Here is a 16,494-nt window from a genome sequence, read left to right as displayed (position 1 = left end):
TAATGGACTTCTAGTTCTGATTGCAGAATGTAGAAGATGCTCATAGCCTTGCAACAGAGCATGTATAGCTGAATTAAACATGCATGGTGATGATGCAGCTTATTAAAGTGGACAGTAATGAGCAGCATGATCATCATTAAAATCTAGAGAGATCATTTGATGATTAGCCGGTTATGTTTGTTAGTGAAAGGGGATTAAGCATTTGGTTAAAAAGCAGCAAGTAGATTATAACGATGATTCTATTCAGGTGCTAGAGGGACTTGAAGCGGTCCGTAAACGTCCAGGGATGTATATTGGGTCTACGGATTCACGCGGTCTTCATCACCTTGTCTATGAGATTGTAGACAACTCTGTCGATGAAGTACTCGCTGGCTATGGAGATCATATCATTGTCAAAATACATAAAGATAACAGCATTTCCGTTCAGGATAAAGGGCGAGGAATGCCTACTGGTATGCATAAGCTTGGAAAACCGACACCTGAGATCATTTTAACGGTCCTGCACGCAGGCGGAAAATTTGGTCAAGGCGGATATAAAACAAGTGGTGGACTTCACGGGGTTGGGGCGTCTGTTGTAAACGCGCTTTCAGAGTGGCTCACCGTGACGATTGAACGCGATGGCTTTATTTATCACCAGCGCTTTGAACATGGCGGAAAGCCAGTCACATCACTTGAAAAAATCGGGAAAACGAAAAAGACTGGAACACTGATTCACTTTAAGCCAGATCCAACAATGTTCAGTGCCACTACCTATAATTTTGATACTTTATCAGAGCGTTTAAGAGAATCAGCCTTTTTATTAAAAGGGTTAAAAATAGAGCTGATCGATGAGCGGCATGATGTAAAGGAAACCTTTTATTATGAGACAGGTATCGAAGCATTTGTTGCATATCTAAATGAGGAAAAGGATGTACTTAGTGAAGTTGTCTCGTTTGAAGGTGAACATCAATCCATTGAAGTAGATTTTGCCTTTCAATTTAACGACGGCTATTCAGAGAATATCCTTTCCTTTGTCAATAACGTCAGAACCAAAGATGGCGGTACGCATGAGTCTGGTGCAAAAACAGCCATGACGAGAGCTTTTAATGAATATGCACGCAAAGTGACCCTTTTAAAAGAAAAAGACAAAAACTTAGAAGGCACTGATATTCGTGAAGGCCTGTCAGCTGTTATTTCTGTCAGAATTCCTGAAGAGCTGCTTCAATTTGAAGGACAAACAAAAGGAAAGCTTGGAACGAGTGAGGCTAGGTCTGCTGTTGATGCCGTTATTTCTGAAAAACTGGCATATTTCCTTGAAGAAAACCGGGAAACGGCGACACTTCTTGTGAAAAAGGCCATTAAAGCGCAGCAGGCAAGAGAAGCTGCTAGAAAAGCAAGAGAAGAAGCGAGGAGCGGCAAGAAACGGAAGAAATCTGAAGCGACGCTGAGCGGAAAATTAACACCTGCTCAATCTAGAAACCCGGCAAGAAATGAACTGTATCTAGTAGAGGGTGACTCAGCGGGTGGATCAGCCAAGCAAGGACGAGACCGAAAATTCCAAGCAGTGCTCCCGCTTCGAGGAAAAGTCATCAATACAGAAAAAGCAAAGCTTGCTGATATTTTTAAAAACGAAGAAATCAACACCATAATCCATGCAATTGGTGGAGGAGTCGGTGTCGATTTTAATGTAGAAGACATCAATTATGACAAAATTGTCATCATGACAGATGCTGATACCGATGGCGCGCATATCCAAGTGCTGCTTCTTACGTTTTTCTATCGCTATATGAAGCCGCTGATTGAGCATGGAAAAGTGTTTATTGCCCTTCCGCCTTTATATAAAGTCAGCAAAGGTTCAGGCAAGAAAGAAGTCATTGAATATGCTTGGTCCGATGAAGAAATGGATGACGTACTAAAGAAAGTTGGAAAAGGGTATACGATTCAGCGCTATAAAGGTTTAGGTGAAATGAATGCCGACCAGCTATGGGAAACGACAATGAATCCAGAGTCGAGAACACTTGTCAGAGTAAAAATCGATGACGCTGCAAGAGTGGAACGCCGCGTTACGACACTGATGGGTGACAAAGTAGAACCACGCCGTAAATGGATTGAAAAGAATGTCGCCTTTGGACTTGATGAGGAAAGCAACATTCTTGAAAATGAAAACTTGTCGCTAGCTGAGGAGGTTTAAACATGCCACAACAAGAACGATTTCATGATTTACCGTTAGAAGAAGTGATTGGAGACCGGTTTGGCCGCTATAGTAAATATATTATCCAAGATCGTGCCCTTCCAGATGCACGTGATGGTTTAAAGCCTGTACAACGAAGAATTTTATATGCGATGTATGCGGAAGGGAACACACAGGATAAAAACTTCCGTAAAGCTGCCAAAACAGTCGGTAACGTCATTGGTAACTACCATCCGCACGGTGATTCTTCTGTTTATGAAGCCATGGTGAGAATGAGCCAGGTATGGAAAGTACGAAATGTGCTAATTGAGATGCATGGAAATAACGGGAGTATCGACGGAGATCCGCCTGCTGCCATGCGTTATACAGAAGCAAGGCTTTCTGCGATTGCTTCAGAGCTTTTAAAGGACTTAGATAAGGAAACAGTCGAATTTGTTGCAAACTTTGATGACACAAGCAAAGAGCCGGTTGTATTACCAGCGATGTTCCCAAACCTTCTAGTGAATGGATCAACTGGGATTTCAGCTGGTTATGCGACTGATATTCCGCCGCATCACCTTGGAGAAGTGATTGATGGCGTTATTAAACGAATCGAACAGCCGCATTGTACGGTTGAGGATTTAATGACGGTCATCAAAGGGCCAGATTTCCCAACAGGCGGTATTATTCAAGGTGTGGACGGCATTAAGAAGGCATATGAAACAGGAAAAGGAAAGATTATGATTCGCGGGAAAGCGGAGATTGAAACCATCCGCGGTGGACGTCAGCAAATCGTGATCACAGAAATTCCTTATGAAGTCAATAAGGCCAACCTTGTGAAAAAGATGGATGAGTTCCGAATTGAAAGAAAAGTAGAGGGGATTTCAGAGGTTCGGGATGAGACGGACCGTACCGGCCTTCGTATTGTTGTAGAGCTGAAAAAAGAAGCAGATGCAAATGGTGTCTTGAATTTCTTATATAAAAATTCTGATCTGCAAATCCCATATAACTTTAATATGGTAGCGATACATAATCGCAGACCAACCTTAATGACGCTCACAACCATACTTGATGCTTATATTGCCCATCAAAAAGAAGTGGTGACGAACCGATCGGCATATGAGCTTCGAAAGGCGAAGGAACGTCATCATATTGTAGATGGTTTAATTAAAGCACTTTCCATCTTAGATGAAGTCATTGCAACCATCCGCTCGTCTAATGATAAGCGTGATGCGAAAAACAACTTGATGGAAAAATATGATTTTACAGAAGCACAATCAGAAGCGATTGTGTCTCTCCAGTTATATCGTTTAACAAATACAGATATCACCCAACTAAGAGACGAGGCAAGAGAGCTTGACGTGCGAATTGCAGAGCTTGAAGACATTTTAGCGAATGAGAAGAAGCTCTTTAAAGTCATTACGAACAACTTGAAGAAGTTGAAGAAGACGTATGCTGATGAAAGACGATCTGTGATTGAAGAAAAAATCGAAGAAATTAAGATTAACCTTGAAGTGATGATCGCTTCAGAGGACGTATACGTCACGGTCACAAAGGATGGATACATCAAACGGACAAGCCAGCGCTCCTATGCGGCATCGAACGGTAAGGACTTCGGTATGAAGGATACTGACCGACTGATTCATCAGTTTGAAATGAATACAACAGATGTTCTTCTGCTCTTTACGAATAAAGGAAGCTACATGTATTGTCCAGTTCATCAGCTGCCAGATATACGCTGGAAAGACATGGGGCAGCATATCACGAATATTATTTCGATTGATCGCGATGAATCCATTCAAAAAGCGATCCCAATTAAAGAATTTGATGAATCGTCGTATCTCGTGTTCTTTACAAAAGGCGGTATGGTGAAGAAAACAGAGCTTCTCCAATATAAAGCGCAGCGTTATTCTAAACCGCTCGTCGCCTTAAATTTAAAAGGTGATGATGAACTTGTAGATGTTCATGTCACAACTGGTGAGCAAGAACTGTTTATTGCGACGAAAAATGGCTATGGATTATGGTTTGATGAAGAAGAAGTGAGTGTGGTCGGCCCGAGAGCGGCTGGTGTGAAAGGCATCAATTTGAAGGATGGGGACGAGGTCGTCTCTGGACAAATGATTGATCCGAAAAACAATGTGCTTGTTCTCACGACTCAAAGAGGTGCTGTGAAGCGAATGAACCTCTCTGAATTCGATAAGACATCAAGAGCGAAACGCGGAGTGCTCATGCTCAGAGAATTAAAGAAAAGCCCGCACCGAATTGTTGCTGTCATCGCTGCGTCACTGCACGATACACTTGAAATTGATACGGAAAAGGGGACAGTGGTCCGGCTTGATATCTCTACACTAAGAGCAAATGATCGTTATAGCAATGGATCATTTATTTTAGATGAGGAGGAGCAGGGACAAGTGACCCGAGTTCTTCTATCACCTGCTGCACCTGCTCAAGATGACAATAAATAAGCAAAACGAACCCCCCTGCAAAAAGCAGGGGGGGTTTAAAATATCAGACCTTTTAGCTCTCGTGATTGCCAAACATGCTTGTGATGGCGTGCACTACTTCAATTCCTTGGTAAACGAAAAGAGAAAGTGAAGTGACAGAGAATAGACCTAGAATGAATAATCTTAAGAAAAATAACATCGTGTAAAACCTCCCAATTTTTGTTTGATTTAAGTGGTTGGGTTAAACACGAGCTAATCGGAAATAAGAAGATTGATAGAACACTGCAAGTAAATGCTTCTTTTTCCGGTCAAATCGATCAGTATGAGTGATGCGAGCATATCCAGCTGTCATACTGCCAATGATCAGCAGTGCTGTAAATGCGGCAAATACTGCGCTCACATGTTTTTGTTTCTTTTCATCGCCAGTTGTCTGAACGATTTTCATTTCATGTGATTCTTGATCGGCAACCACCTTTGCATGATGGTATACCTGAACGGAATGAGGCATTGAGAACAAATGAAAACTGGCAAGTGCTATGAATAAGACTGCTAATTTTAACAGCATATTTTTTTTCATTTTTCTCACCCCTTCCTGTTTATTTTCATGATCTTACCACGTTTTCAGTTATTTGAAAAGTCTTATTTTTTTGCTTTCCCTCTTTAAAAAAGCAGTAAACGTCAAGACATCTATAAGACTGTTTCACTTTGTGAAAGGTTTCAATTTTATTTTTTAAATGTAAAAAAAAGAACCAAGATCAAAGATCTGGTCCTTTTAATGAGAAGTGAATAGAGCTGGTTTTGCTACAGCTTTTGTAAAGATTCCGGCTATACAAATAGCGAGAAGAACAAAGAGAAAAGCATGAAGCAGTCCGACTTCATTGGCGAGCAGTCCTAAAACAGGTGGACCGGATAGGGAGGCTGTGTAACCAGATAAGGTCACGATGCTAACGCGTTTGACAGCTGAGCCATCACAGAGAAAGGCCATTTTAAAGGAACTGTTAGGCGCTTGCGGAGATGATGTGGTTTTTGAAGGAAAGACTGCAATGTGATTACGAATACAATATCGAGGTTGGCGAGCATTTTTTTGTAAATGTTGATGCTGTGAAATCCTGCGAAAATTTTAAAACATCTAGAGGAATTAAAATCTGATGAATAAACGTTGTATTTTTCTTCTTATATCTCAATAAGATAAGTATACTTAATTTTGAGACAAAAGAAAATTGCTCACTTGTCAACTTCCTAGAATATATATTATGTAAACTAGAAATTTAATGCCGATTAATTCATTTTTCCAGTAGACTAGCTAGCCTACCAAGCCATTGTCCTCATAACCCACGTTAAACCTTCTTTCTAGTACCCCAGTTATTATTATATCTTCTGACTCCATGCTGTTTAATAAGACTCCAAGCTTTATGACAGGCTTCTACAGTCTTAGCCTTTTTTCTAGAGACAATTGCGGCGTGTTCAAATTTTATTAGCTACTAACCTTATCGCAGCTTTATCTGTTTCCCATATAGAAAAAAGCCAACTTTCTTTTCTGGGGTAAGAAAATTGGCTTTTAGCGATGATGAGGTTTTTAGCGTGTGATCACAAATGTTGTCACACTTTGAGCCGGTAGATGTGCCCAAAATTGATTGCCTGAAATCGTGATATCTGTTCCTGGCTGAAGGTTGCTACTGGCGCTCGTCACCCATCTAGACGCCTGAGAAACAGATCCATTTTGCACGACGAAGTGTTGATTGACCCCTGCATTGTTTTTATTAATCGCCACAATGACGACCTGATTGTTTCCTTTATAGGCTGAGACGAAAACATTTGATTCAGGGCTTTTCGTTGCATCAATTCTGACGTACCCTGGACGCACAAACTTGGAGAAATGCGCCATGTTGTATCCACGCTTGCTAATCATTCCATCTTCTTTCATAGGACCGTATGATCTCCGGATGTACCACCACACATACGCCTGGAAATCTCCTTCTACCAACGAATGGTGAATATGCTCGGAAACGCCTAATGCTTCTGGCCAGCGGTCCGCAGAATTGCTGTTACTATTTGGGTAGTATACTTCAGTCATCCACAGCTCTTTCCCTGCTCCTTTTTGTTTGAAAAGAGGATACGGAAGCTGGCTGATTTGAGTTCCATATAGATGCGCACCAAGAATGTCCATGTTTCTAAGCGCCTGCGGATCGTTTAAAATGGGATCGGATATATTTTTAAGGTACTGAAATGATTCTGGCGCAATGACACGGGCATTGATGGAACCTGCGTTTTCTCTCATGAAACGCAGGATTTCCTGCGGTGTCCACCATGTCCAATCGTGAGCATAGTCGGGCTCATTTTGTACAGAAATGCCATAAAGATTGACCCCGTTATTTTTCATGTAAGTGACAAAATCATTCAGATGCTGAGCGTATGCTGCGTATTGATCGTATTTAAGCCGTTTGGCAGGTGATCCGTTCCGGATGAAGGTCTCTACCATACTGCTTGGAGGATTCCAAGGTGAAGCAATCACCAAAGCGCCATGCTCGATCGCTCTTTTGGCAGTGGCGACTTCTCTGCTCCAATTGTTTCTGTTTTCGTCTACATAAATTCTAAGAATAGAAAACCCTAACTGATTTTGACCATTGCCAAATGCGGTTTCCCTTTGCGGCGCTGTCAAATCACCAATCCAAGCAGGGTGATTCATTCCGCCAAAGCCGCGAATTAGTTGTCTTTCCGCATTGATATTGATATTTGCGTCACTGGCTGCTGAAACCTCAGCTACTCCAGGTCCTATGAACATGACAGACAGCATGGTGAAGCAGACCAATAATGCAAGCATTGGTTTTTTTACACGTGACCTCAAATTCCTCACTTCTTTATCAAACATTTAGACCTCTCCCTTCGCTACCTTTGAGTAAACTGCCAAGAATCAAACTGAAATAGGTTTCCAGCACCTGTTCCAGTAAAGACAAAAAATACGTTGTGCACGCCAGTTGCTTCGTTTACTTCCGTTTCTATTTTTCTCCAGTTTTGCGTTCCGCCTGTGGAAGGAACATTTAGCGTTCCGGCTAGCCTGCCGTTTGCACTGCCAAGACGTACTTCTATTTTCCCGCCTACTGCGGATGCGACATTGGCTTTAAAGGTTCTAGCCCCATTTAATCCAAAGTCTACATTCCCTACTTGTTTGGCAATGGGGGTGTTTGCCGCACTCACATCATAGACCGGTAAACAACTCAGTACTAAAGCAAAAGTCAATAAACAAACGCTGCACTTCATCCTCGTCCTCATCGTGTCATTTCCTCCTGTGTGCCCCTTCCTGATTTTGGGTTTTAAGCCCAATTTCAAATTATGTTGATCCTTCGTGATGAAGACTGAATACAAAGAATGATTTCTAGCGCACTTCATTAAAAAAATCATGATAAGAACCCTTACTTTTTGACTAGAAGACAACAAAAAATGCAGCTGTCCATGATGGAGCTGCATTTTTCCTCGTTATTCAATAAATGTAGATTATATATATCGTGCGGTCACCATTTTCTTTCTTGTGTAAAACTCTACTCCGTCTGTACCATTGGCGTGCAGGTCCCCGTAGAAAGAGTCTTTCCAGCCGGAAAATGGGAAGAATGCCATTGGAGCAGGAACTCCGATGTTAATGCCTAGCATGCCCGCTTCAATGTTTTCACGAAATTCTCTTATGCTTGATGCGCTGTCTGTATATAGACAAGCACCGTTAGCAAATTTCGATTGATTGGACAGCTCAATCGCTTCTGCTAGTGATGAGACACGTACAATGGATAAAACTGGGGCGAAAATCTCGTCCTGCCAAATTTTCATTTGATTGGTGACATGATCAAAGATGGTTGGTCCAACAAAATACCCTTTCCCCTTTGTTTCAATGTCTTTTCGGCCATCACGAATGAGGCTGGCGCCTTCTTCAATGCCTGACTGGATATATTGGAGCGTCCGTTCTTTATGCTCCTTTCGAATGACTGGTCCGAGAAAGACATCTTCATGTATTCCGTTTCCTATGACAAGCTGGTTGGATTCATCCACTAATTGTTGAATCAATTCGTCAGCCACTTCTTCCTCCACTGCGACAACGGCTGCTGCCATGCAGCGCTCACCTGCTGATCCAAAAGCAGCGCCAATGATTTGTTTTGTTGCCGCTTCTAAATCAGCGTCTTTCAAGACAATGGAGTGATTTTTTGCGCCGGCAAGTGCTTGGACACGCTTGCCATGCTCTGTTCCTTTTTTATAGACATATTCTGCGACTGGCTGAGAGCCGACAAATGAAATGGCTTTGACCTTTTGATGTTCAAGCAGACCGTTTACGACATCGTGAGCTCCATTGACAATGTTGAGCACACCTTTTGGAAGTCCCGCTTCTTCAAATAGTTCTGCTAACCGTGCTGCGAGAATGGGCGTGCGCTCTGACGGTTTTAAGACAAATGTATTTCCGCAGGCAATGGCAAGCGGGAACATCCAGCATGGGACCATCATCGGAAAGTTAAAAGGGGTAATGCCGCCGATCACACCAATTGGATAGCGGTACATACCAGACTCTAAACCAGTCGCGATATCTGGCAGTTGTTTTCCCATCATTAAGGTTGGTGCACCAGCGGCAAATTCCACACATTCAATCCCGCGCTGCACTTCTCCTTTTGCTTCTGTTACACTTTTTCCGTTTTCCAGGGTGACGAGTTCAGCTAATTCATCCCATTTCTCAACGAGTAACTGTTGGTATTTAAATAAAATACGTGCACGCCGGGGAACAGCTGTTTTAGACCAAGTGGTGAACGCCTCTTGTGCTGCTTGTACCGCACGTTCTACATCTGTTTTCGTTGAAAGCGGTACTTCTGCAATGACTTCGCCAGTAGCTGGATTATAAACAGCTTCCGTTTGGTTCGTTTCGGCCTCCACCCATTGTCCGCCAATATAATTTTTCAACGTTTGTCCCTCTGTTTTGGTCATGTTCCCTCTCTCCTCTTTGTTTAGATTGTCATGCAATCTTGTGCTTGTTTATCGTCATTGTCTCATCTAACGGGCATTCATCTGTATACACGCTTTGTCAAATCAAACCATTGTGATGCTTTACGTTCTGATAAAACATGATAAAGGTCAATCGTTGTCAGCTCTTGTTTTTCGCAGAACCGCCCCCTTTTAGGTCGTTTTGTCTCTGTGTTATATGGCATTACGGTGCAACTAATTTTTGATATATTATTGGTTAACTGTTGGTTAACTTTAGAAAAATCATAATATTAAAAACGTTTTCAGTCAATGATCTTTTTGTTTGTTTTTCTTGCCGTTCACATAAAAAACCTGATGCTGGGTGCATCAGGTAAAGGCTGTTTATGTCCGTTATTTGGAAGCGGCGGCATATTGATTCGGTTCTGTATACTTTGGCAGCATCTCTCCATGTGCTTCAATTAATTCGTCACATAGTTTGATGGTGTCATCAATCGATAATTCAGCACTTGTATGCGGGTCTAGTAAAGCTGCTTGATAAATATGCTCTTTTTTGCCAGTGATCGCAGCTTCGATTGTCATGAGCTGTGAGCTGATATTGGTCCGGTTGAGTCCAGCCAATTGTTCAGGTATCTCTCCAACATAACACGGCATGATGCCGCTTCGGTCGGCAACACACGGCACTTCCACGCAGGCTTTCTCAGGCAGATTGCGAATGAGTCCTCCTGTGTTCAGTACATTTCCGCCAAATTTAAATGGAACGTTCGTTTCGATCGCTTCAATGATACGTGAGCCATATTCTTTAGAGCGTGTATGGGTGATTTGTGTGTTCCCCACAAGATCATGCTTCATTGTATTCCAATTGTTGATTTGTTCCTCACAGCGTCTCGGGTATTCATCAAGCGGAATGTTCAACTGTTCAATCAGTTCTGGATAGCGTGATTTAATGAAATAAGGGTGGTATTCGGCATTATGCTCTGAGGATTCTGTGACATAATAGCCGAATTTATCCATTAGCTCAAAACGAACCATATCCTCATGCCGCGTTTTTTGCTTTTCTTTTGCTCTTCTTTTGATTTCTGGATATAAGTCTTGACCGTCCCGTTTCACTTCTAATAACCATGCCATGTGGTTAATGCCGGCGATTTTTTCTTCAATGCCTTCATGGTCCATGTGAAGAGATTCAAACAAATCCTTCGTACACACCTGCACACTATGGCAAAGACCAACCGTTTGAACCTGTGTATAGCGCAGCATAGCGCCTGTCAGTGTGGCCATTGGATTCGTGTAATTTAATAATAAGGCATTTGGACAAACCTCTTCCATATCCTTTGCAAAGTCTAGCATCACAGGAATGGTTCGAAGTGAACGGAAGATACCGCCAATGCCAACCGTATCAGCAATCGTTTGTCTTAATCCATATTTTTTTGGAATCTCAAAATCAATGACAGTGCTTGGATGATAGCCTCCCACCTGGATCGCATTGATGACATATTTTGCATTTTTTAAAGCTTCTTTCCGGTTGTGATACGACTGAATGGTCACATGTGCACCGTAGTTCTCTTTTAAGTGCCGCAGCATCGTTTCTGATTCTTTCAGCCGGTTGTGGTCGATATCATATAACGCAAATTCAAAGCCGGCAAGTGCGGGAACGAACAGACAATCTCCTAATATATTTTTAGCAAACACGGTACTCCCTGCACCGATAAATGTAATTTTAGACATAGATGACACTCCTTTTTACATCAAGGTTGGTTTACCCTTTGATAGAGCCTTGGGACAGCCCTGCGATAAAGTATTTTTGTAAAAGTAAAAACATCGAGACCATTGGCAGCATCGCAATGAGCGCAGCTGCGCCAACGAGCTGAAGCTGATTCTGGTTTTGACCGAAAAAATTAGATAAGGCGACTGTGAGTGTATGCATCTCTTTATCTTGTAAGAAGAAGATGGCAAATTGATAGTCGTTCCAAATATACACACAGGCAATGATTAAAACAGAAGCGGTAATCGGCTTTAGCAGCGGAAAAACAACGGTGAAAAAGACTCTGAGTGTCCCCGCGCCATCAATACGCGCCGCTTCTTCCAGCTCTTTTGGAATGGTCGACCGGATAAAACCGGCATATAGAAAAATCGTTAAAGGCAAAAAAGCAGCGACATTGTTTAAAATAGCGATTTGATAGGTATTCATCATCCCAATTTGTACAACCATTTTATATAACGGGACAAGGGCTGTGAGCGGTGGAATGACCATAATGGCAATGAATAAAAGATAAACCGCTTGATTCAGCTTTGTCACCCTTCTTGCGAGCGGATACGCTGCAAGTGATCCAAGAATGATGAGTAACACAGCAGAACTGAACGTAATGATCACTGTATTCAAAAAGGACTGACCAAGCTGAGCTTCTGTCCATGCCATGCGAAAATTTTCAAAATGGAGCGTTGATGGGAACAGCCACTTTGAGCTGAAATCTCCTATGCCTTTTAGTGATGTCGTCACTAAGATATAAAATGGAATAAGGTGAAGCAGTGTAATCAAAAGGGCGAGTAAGGAGTACCACCTTTTCTTCCGTTTATAGGCGTTATCCATCACACCTCGGTCTCCTTTCGTTTGAAATAAATGAGCGCTGCAACACTAATGACAAGGATGATGACTGCCATGAAGACACCTTGCGTCGCTGCATAGCCTGCATCCTGCCGTTTGAAATACAGATCATACATAAAGCTCGACATCGATTGAGAGGAATCTCCAGGGCCGCCGCCAGTGAGGGCGACAATGACATCAAACAGCTTAAGTCCACCGATCACATTCAGGACCACATTGATGGTGATAGATGGCATTAAAAGCGGTAATGTGATGCGCCTGAATTGCTGGAGGCCTGATGCGCCGTCTAGTTGTGCCGCTTCATAATAATCCTTTGGAATGCTTTGGAGTCCTGCTAAATAAATGATCATGGCAATCCCGACGAATTGATACGTATTCACAAATACAATGATCCAAGTATTCAATTGCGGATTGCCCAGTGCGTTTATTGGCTCAAATCCAAACAGTGTGACAACGTCGTTTAATGCACCGCCTTGGTATGAAAAGACAAAGTACCAGATATAGCCCATCGCAATCGGGCTGATCATGACGGGTAAATAGATGACGGTCCTTGTGATGGCTCTCATCTTTAAACTTTGATTTAATAAGAGCGCATATCCGAGTCCAATGACATTTTGTAAAATGGTGCTCCCGATCCCGTAAAGAAGCGTGTTTTTGACAACGAGCCATGTGGTTGGATCTTGAAGCAGCCGTTTGTATTGATCAAGGCCAATCCACTCATAATGTTGTGAGAAACCGTTCCAATTTGTAAAAGAGAGCTGAATCCCATTTAAGAAGGGATAAATGATAAAGGTACTGACAACGAGAACAGCTGGCATGTACATCCACCAAAGTGATGAATTCTGGCTTGTTTTCATCTTCTGTTTTGGAAAAGAGGTGAATGTCGCCGCCTGTTTTTCTTTTGTGATGTCACTCATTGGCCTCACTCCTGTTTCAGCATGAGCCTGCTATTGTTTTTTCAGGCGCTTATATTCCTCTTCCATTTTCTTCGATAGTTGTTCTGGTGTGATGGAGCCTGCTAATAATTCTTGCCCGGTTGTTGCCATGACTGCCCACATTCCGCTTGGTAAGTATTTCCGGTCAAAATAGGGCTCAATCTTGATATGCTCGTACTGCTCATAAAATGTAGAGTAATAGTTTTCGGCTTTCACTTTCTTTAAGGCTGTTTCAGACGAGGTTCCTTCTGCGATTTTCTTCGCGTTTTCCGGCTTTGCTAAAAAGTCGATGAATTCTTTTGCTTCTTTTAAATGTTTTGAGTCTTTCCAAGCAGCGACAGTAAATCGTTCTCCGCCAATCCAGCTTTGCTTGTCTCCTTTATGAATAGCTGGTACGGGCATGGTGCCTACTTTGATCGATTGATTAAGTTCTGTCGCCTCAGGTCCTAAAGATCCTCCTACAAAGGTGAAAGCAATTTTGTTTTGCGCCATCAGCTCAGGCGCTTGAGACAGTTTTGCGGTGAGAACATCTTTATTTAAAAGGTCTTGATCTTTCAGCTCCTTCATGAACTGTGCGAGCGGCGTATAATGAGACCAATCAAAAGATCCATTCTCAAGGTCTTTTCCGTATTGATGTTTTTCATCGGTGATTAATAAAGGAGTGGCTAGCTCATCAAAGACTTGGGCGATATTTGAATTATCTCCTCCTGGTATCCAGAGCGGCACAACTTCTCCTTTGCTTTTCTCTTTAACCGTTTGTAAAGCACTTCTCAGTTCATCCAGTGTTTTAGGGACTTCAATGCCGTATTTCTTTAATAGATTGGCATTAAAACTGAGCCCGTCCTTTGCTTGATTCAGCGGATAGGCATAGACTTTGCCATCTTCGTCCTTTAAGATCTGATCAAGTGAAGGATCAAGTTGTTTCACCCAGTCCATATCCTTTAAATCTGCCACATATTCGCTATATCGCAGTTTGGCCCATCCATGTGTATCAAAAAGGTCAGGCATATCGTTTGCCCCCATTTTGACGCGTATCATATCTTCATAGCTGTTGCCAGGGAAATTGGCATCGATTCGGATGTTTGTATGTTCTTTTTCAAAATCACGAATCACTTCTTCAAACGCCTTTCTTTCCCCGCTGTTACTCATCGTGGAAAATAGAGTCAAGGTGACCTTTCCGTTTGTTTCAGACGCGCCGTTATTGCCGCAAGCAGACAAAATAATGCTCAAAACAAAGGCTGTACACAGCATCATGATTTTTTTATTCATGGCTTCCTCCTTTTGATCACTGAAAATTCAGACGATTGTTAGTAGAATTCATGCAGTTGCGGAAACAAAAGAAGTCCATTATACTGGAATTCTATTCTTTTCAAAGAGATGAGAAAGCATATCGGTAAGCTGCTTTGTTTTCAGCATGATCTGGCCATCATGCTTAGCAGATTCCTTTTTGCTTTTTTGTCTCTTTTTTTATTTTACTGAAATTTTGGTTCACCTCCTTTCATGGATTGGGCATGCGCTGTCTCTTTCAATCAGTTTGGTGGGCACGACGACTTTTAGAGGGATTTTTCTTCCGTGTATCCGCTCAAGTAGAAGCTTTAGACCCACTTCCCCCATTTCTTCTGTATACACTTTGACCGTTGTGAGCGGCGGGCTTGAAAATGAAGCGGCTTCAATGTCATTAAACCCAACAATTGAGACATCTAGAGGTACACGGAGACCGGCTTCATGTAAAGCGCGCATAGCACCAATTGCCATCGAGTCACTTCCAATAAAAAAGGCTTCTGGAAGATTTCCTTTCTGGATGGCTTGCTGCATAAGCGTATAGCCTTCTTGCATGGAATATTCACCAATGTGGATGTCATTCATATGAAGACTTCCCGCCTCTTGCATTCTTTTGATAAAAGTGGTTTGTCTCTCGTCCTCAATGACCGCATTTCCTTCGAAATAATGCTCTCGCTCTTTCCCGCCGATATAGCCTAGATGTGTATATCCAAGATCTTGAAGGTGGCGAATCGCACGATCTGCCGCTCTGACAAAGTCCACATATACACAATCATATAAATCTTCATCTGCATAGTGATTGATAAAGACAATGTGTTCCATGCGATTTGTCATTTTTTCAACTGTATCAGGGCTGATTCGTCCAATGACAATCAAACCGTCTATATCCTTTAGCATCTCCCCTTTGTCCATGCTCCTCAGACGAAATGTATGAAGCGTGGACAGGCCTCGTTTGGCATATTCTTTTTCAATTCCTTTTCGAATGGATGAAAAAAAAGGATCATTTAATTCTTCGTCAATGGATTGTGCGACAACGACACCGATGACCGGGGATTCAGTTGGGCTTTTTCCTTCTGCTGGATCGGCTTTTCTTGCTCTTACTGGGGTATAGTTTAATTTCTTGGCTATGTCGAGGATGTTTTGTCTTGTTGCGTGTGAAACGGCAAGCGTTTGGTCGCCATTTAACACACGGGATACAGTAGAAACAGACACTTTTGCATCATGAGCAATATCTTTGAGTGTGGTCATAGGTAAACTCCTCATGGCTTATTTGACTAAATGTTTACTAAAGATATTTGAAGAATAACACATAAATAAAGCGCTTTCAATTAAAAATTTGCGTTTTTTTTGTAAAGTTTTTGAGTATGTTTTGATGAGAGTGCAGTATGTTTAGTAAAATTGCGTAAAAAAGAGGATAATTTCATCCTCTTTTTCCTAAGGTGATTTAATTGCGGCGGTTTCTTTTGCGAACAATTGCTTCATTGTTTCCCAGGCCGTGCCTAGTTGTTCGTGTAGTCCGAATAAACCGGAGGTGCCGATGATGTAGATTTCATTTCCAGCCTCAGCAAGCAATCGGAATGTGCTCTCATTACAAGAACCGTCTACTTCAATTGAAAAGGAGTAGCGCCCCTTCTCTTTTACTTCTTTCACCTCTTGAATTTTCGGAAGCATTTCTTTAATAAAAGGCTGACCGGCAAACCCTGGATCAATCGTCATGATGGTCACTCTGTCTATTAAGTGAATAAACGCATCTAATGCCGAAACTGGTGTAGCGGGATTTAGCACAAAGCCAACTTCGCACTTTCTTTGGTGGATATGCCGAATGATTCGAAAGACGTCTTTTTGCACAACTTCTGGATGTAAACAAATCATCGTTGCACCAGCATCAATACAGGCATCGATTAAGAAGTCCTGAGGCTGTTCGGCCATAAGGTGAACATCAATCGGTACATCTGTCAGTTTCCGAAGCTGTTCAATGAAAAAGGGTGATAAGGTCATATTTTTTACATAATGACCATCCATGACGTCGACATGATAACGGTCTGCCCTTGTGTTCAGAAGGTGAATTTGTTCACGGAAGTGCGTTAAATCCATGCACATGAGTGAAGGTGAGAAAATGGCTGTCATATTCAGATT

The 16,494-nt window shown here is 42.2% G+C and carries 13 protein-coding genes and 1 pseudogene; 2 read left to right on the top strand and 12 right to left on the bottom strand.

What is annotated here, in order from left to right; all coding sequences use genetic code 11:
- Nucleotides 1-202 precede the first annotated feature (202 nt).
- On the top strand, nucleotides 203-2,170 hold the full coding sequence (gene parE, locus GPA07_RS10720; protein ID WP_008357817.1) for a DNA topoisomerase IV subunit B: 1,968 nt from the start codon (nucleotides 203-205) through the stop codon (nucleotides 2,168-2,170).
- 2 nt (nucleotides 2,171-2,172) lie between these two features.
- On the top strand, nucleotides 2,173-4,614 hold the full coding sequence (gene parC / locus GPA07_RS10715; RefSeq protein ID WP_008357815.1) for a DNA topoisomerase IV subunit A: 2,442 nt from the start codon (nucleotides 2,173-2,175) through the stop codon (nucleotides 4,612-4,614).
- A gap of 52 nt (nucleotides 4,615-4,666) precedes the next feature.
- On the opposite strand, the gene GPA07_RS19020 is transcribed toward parC, so the two are convergent.
- The 12 genes and pseudogenes from GPA07_RS19020 to alsE all read right to left on the bottom strand — a co-directional run bounded on the left by GPA07_RS19020 (nucleotide 4,667) and on the right by alsE (nucleotide 16,485).
- Nucleotides 4,667-4,792 (bottom strand): hypothetical protein, encoded by a 126-nt coding sequence (locus GPA07_RS19020; RefSeq protein ID WP_008357813.1) that lies wholly within the window; start codon nucleotides 4,790-4,792, stop codon nucleotides 4,667-4,669.
- 42 nt (nucleotides 4,793-4,834) lie between these two features.
- On the bottom strand, nucleotides 4,835-5,170 hold the full coding sequence (locus GPA07_RS10710) for a hypothetical protein (protein WP_008357812.1): 336 nt from the start codon (nucleotides 5,168-5,170) through the stop codon (nucleotides 4,835-4,837).
- 195 nt (nucleotides 5,171-5,365) lie between these two features.
- Nucleotides 5,366-5,578 carry a hypothetical protein gene (locus GPA07_RS10705; RefSeq protein ID WP_232532039.1) on the bottom strand — a complete coding sequence of 71 codons (213 nt, stop codon included), beginning with the start codon at nucleotides 5,576-5,578 and terminating at the stop codon, nucleotides 5,366-5,368.
- A 591-nt stretch (nucleotides 5,579-6,169) separates the two neighbouring features.
- Entirely contained in the window at nucleotides 6,170-7,438 is a 1,269-nt protein-coding gene (locus tag GPA07_RS10695) for a glucuronoarabinoxylan endo-1,4-beta-xylanase XynC (RefSeq protein ID WP_071169250.1), read from the bottom strand.
- Nucleotides 7,439-7,479: 41 nt separating this feature from the next.
- Nucleotides 7,480-7,755: pseudogene (locus tag GPA07_RS10690) on the bottom strand (carbohydrate-binding protein); the annotation flags it as partial.
- 330 nt (nucleotides 7,756-8,085) lie between these two features.
- A complete protein-coding gene (locus tag GPA07_RS10685) occupies nucleotides 8,086-9,546 on the bottom strand; it encodes a CoA-acylating methylmalonate-semialdehyde dehydrogenase (protein WP_008357802.1) in 1,461 nt (486 codons plus the stop codon).
- Nucleotides 9,547-9,933: 387 nt separating this feature from the next.
- Nucleotides 9,934-11,265, bottom strand: coding sequence for an alpha-glucosidase/alpha-galactosidase (locus GPA07_RS10680; protein ID WP_157292515.1), 1,332 nt, complete (start codon nucleotides 11,263-11,265; stop codon nucleotides 9,934-9,936).
- A gap of 31 nt (nucleotides 11,266-11,296) precedes the next feature.
- On the bottom strand, nucleotides 11,297-12,127 hold the full coding sequence (locus GPA07_RS10675) for a carbohydrate ABC transporter permease (protein ID WP_157292514.1): 831 nt from the start codon (nucleotides 12,125-12,127) through the stop codon (nucleotides 11,297-11,299).
- Nucleotides 12,127-13,059, bottom strand: a complete 933-nt coding sequence (locus GPA07_RS10670) for a carbohydrate ABC transporter permease (RefSeq protein WP_071169112.1) — start codon at nucleotides 13,057-13,059, stop codon at nucleotides 12,127-12,129. The genes GPA07_RS10675 and GPA07_RS10670 overlap by 1 nt, the downstream gene beginning before the upstream one ends.
- Before the next feature lie 30 nt (nucleotides 13,060-13,089).
- The gene (locus GPA07_RS10665) at nucleotides 13,090-14,346 is read right to left on the bottom strand and encodes an ABC transporter substrate-binding protein (RefSeq protein WP_157292513.1); all 1,257 of its coding nucleotides are present in this window, start codon (nucleotides 14,344-14,346) and stop codon (nucleotides 13,090-13,092) included.
- A gap of 219 nt (nucleotides 14,347-14,565) precedes the next feature.
- Nucleotides 14,566-15,606 carry a LacI family DNA-binding transcriptional regulator gene (locus GPA07_RS10660; protein WP_008357791.1) on the bottom strand — a complete coding sequence of 347 codons (1,041 nt, stop codon included), beginning with the start codon at nucleotides 15,604-15,606 and terminating at the stop codon, nucleotides 14,566-14,568.
- A gap of 186 nt (nucleotides 15,607-15,792) precedes the next feature.
- The gene (gene alsE / locus GPA07_RS10655; RefSeq protein ID WP_157292512.1) at nucleotides 15,793-16,485 is read right to left on the bottom strand and encodes a D-allulose 6-phosphate 3-epimerase; all 693 of its coding nucleotides are present in this window, start codon (nucleotides 16,483-16,485) and stop codon (nucleotides 15,793-15,795) included.
- Nucleotides 16,486-16,494: the final 9 nt, after the last annotated feature.

Source organism: Bacillus sp. ms-22, from assembly GCF_009759805.1.
GTDB lineage: Bacteria > Bacillota > Bacilli > Bacillales > Bacillaceae > Bacillus > Bacillus xiamenensis.
This window is presented reverse-complemented; position numbering and strand designations above follow the sequence as displayed.

Bases quoted from the DNA above. Each gene is read 5' to 3' on its own strand.
- GPA07_RS10675 (WP_157292514.1), bottom strand. From the start codon at position 12,127: ATGGATAACGCCTATAAACGGAAGAAAAGGTGGTACTCCTTACTCGCC.
- GPA07_RS10670 (WP_071169112.1), bottom strand. From the start codon at position 13,059: ATGAGTGACATCACAAAAGAAAAACAGGCGGCGACATTCACCTCTTTT.
- alsE (WP_157292512.1), bottom strand. From the start codon at position 16,485: ATGACAGCCATTTTCTCACCTTCACTCATGTGCATGGATTTAACGCAC.
- GPA07_RS10685 (WP_008357802.1), bottom strand. From the start codon at position 9,546: ATGACCAAAACAGAGGGACAAACGTTGAAAAATTATATTGGCGGACAA.
- parC (WP_008357815.1), top strand. From the start codon at position 2,173: ATGCCACAACAAGAACGATTTCATGATTTACCGTTAGAAGAAGTGATT.
- GPA07_RS10665 (WP_157292513.1), bottom strand. From the start codon at position 14,346: ATGAATAAAAAAATCATGATGCTGTGTACAGCCTTTGTTTTGAGCATT.
- GPA07_RS10680 (WP_157292515.1), bottom strand. From the start codon at position 11,265: ATGTCTAAAATTACATTTATCGGTGCAGGGAGTACCGTGTTTGCTAAA.
- GPA07_RS19020 (WP_008357813.1), bottom strand. From the start codon at position 4,792: ATGTTATTTTTCTTAAGATTATTCATTCTAGGTCTATTCTCTGTCACT.
- GPA07_RS10660 (WP_008357791.1), bottom strand. From the start codon at position 15,606: ATGACCACACTCAAAGATATTGCTCATGATGCAAAAGTGTCTGTTTCT.
- GPA07_RS10705 (WP_232532039.1), bottom strand. From the start codon at position 5,578: ATGGCCTTTCTCTGTGATGGCTCAGCTGTCAAACGCGTTAGCATCGTG.
- GPA07_RS10710 (WP_008357812.1), bottom strand. From the start codon at position 5,170: ATGAAAAAAAATATGCTGTTAAAATTAGCAGTCTTATTCATAGCACTT.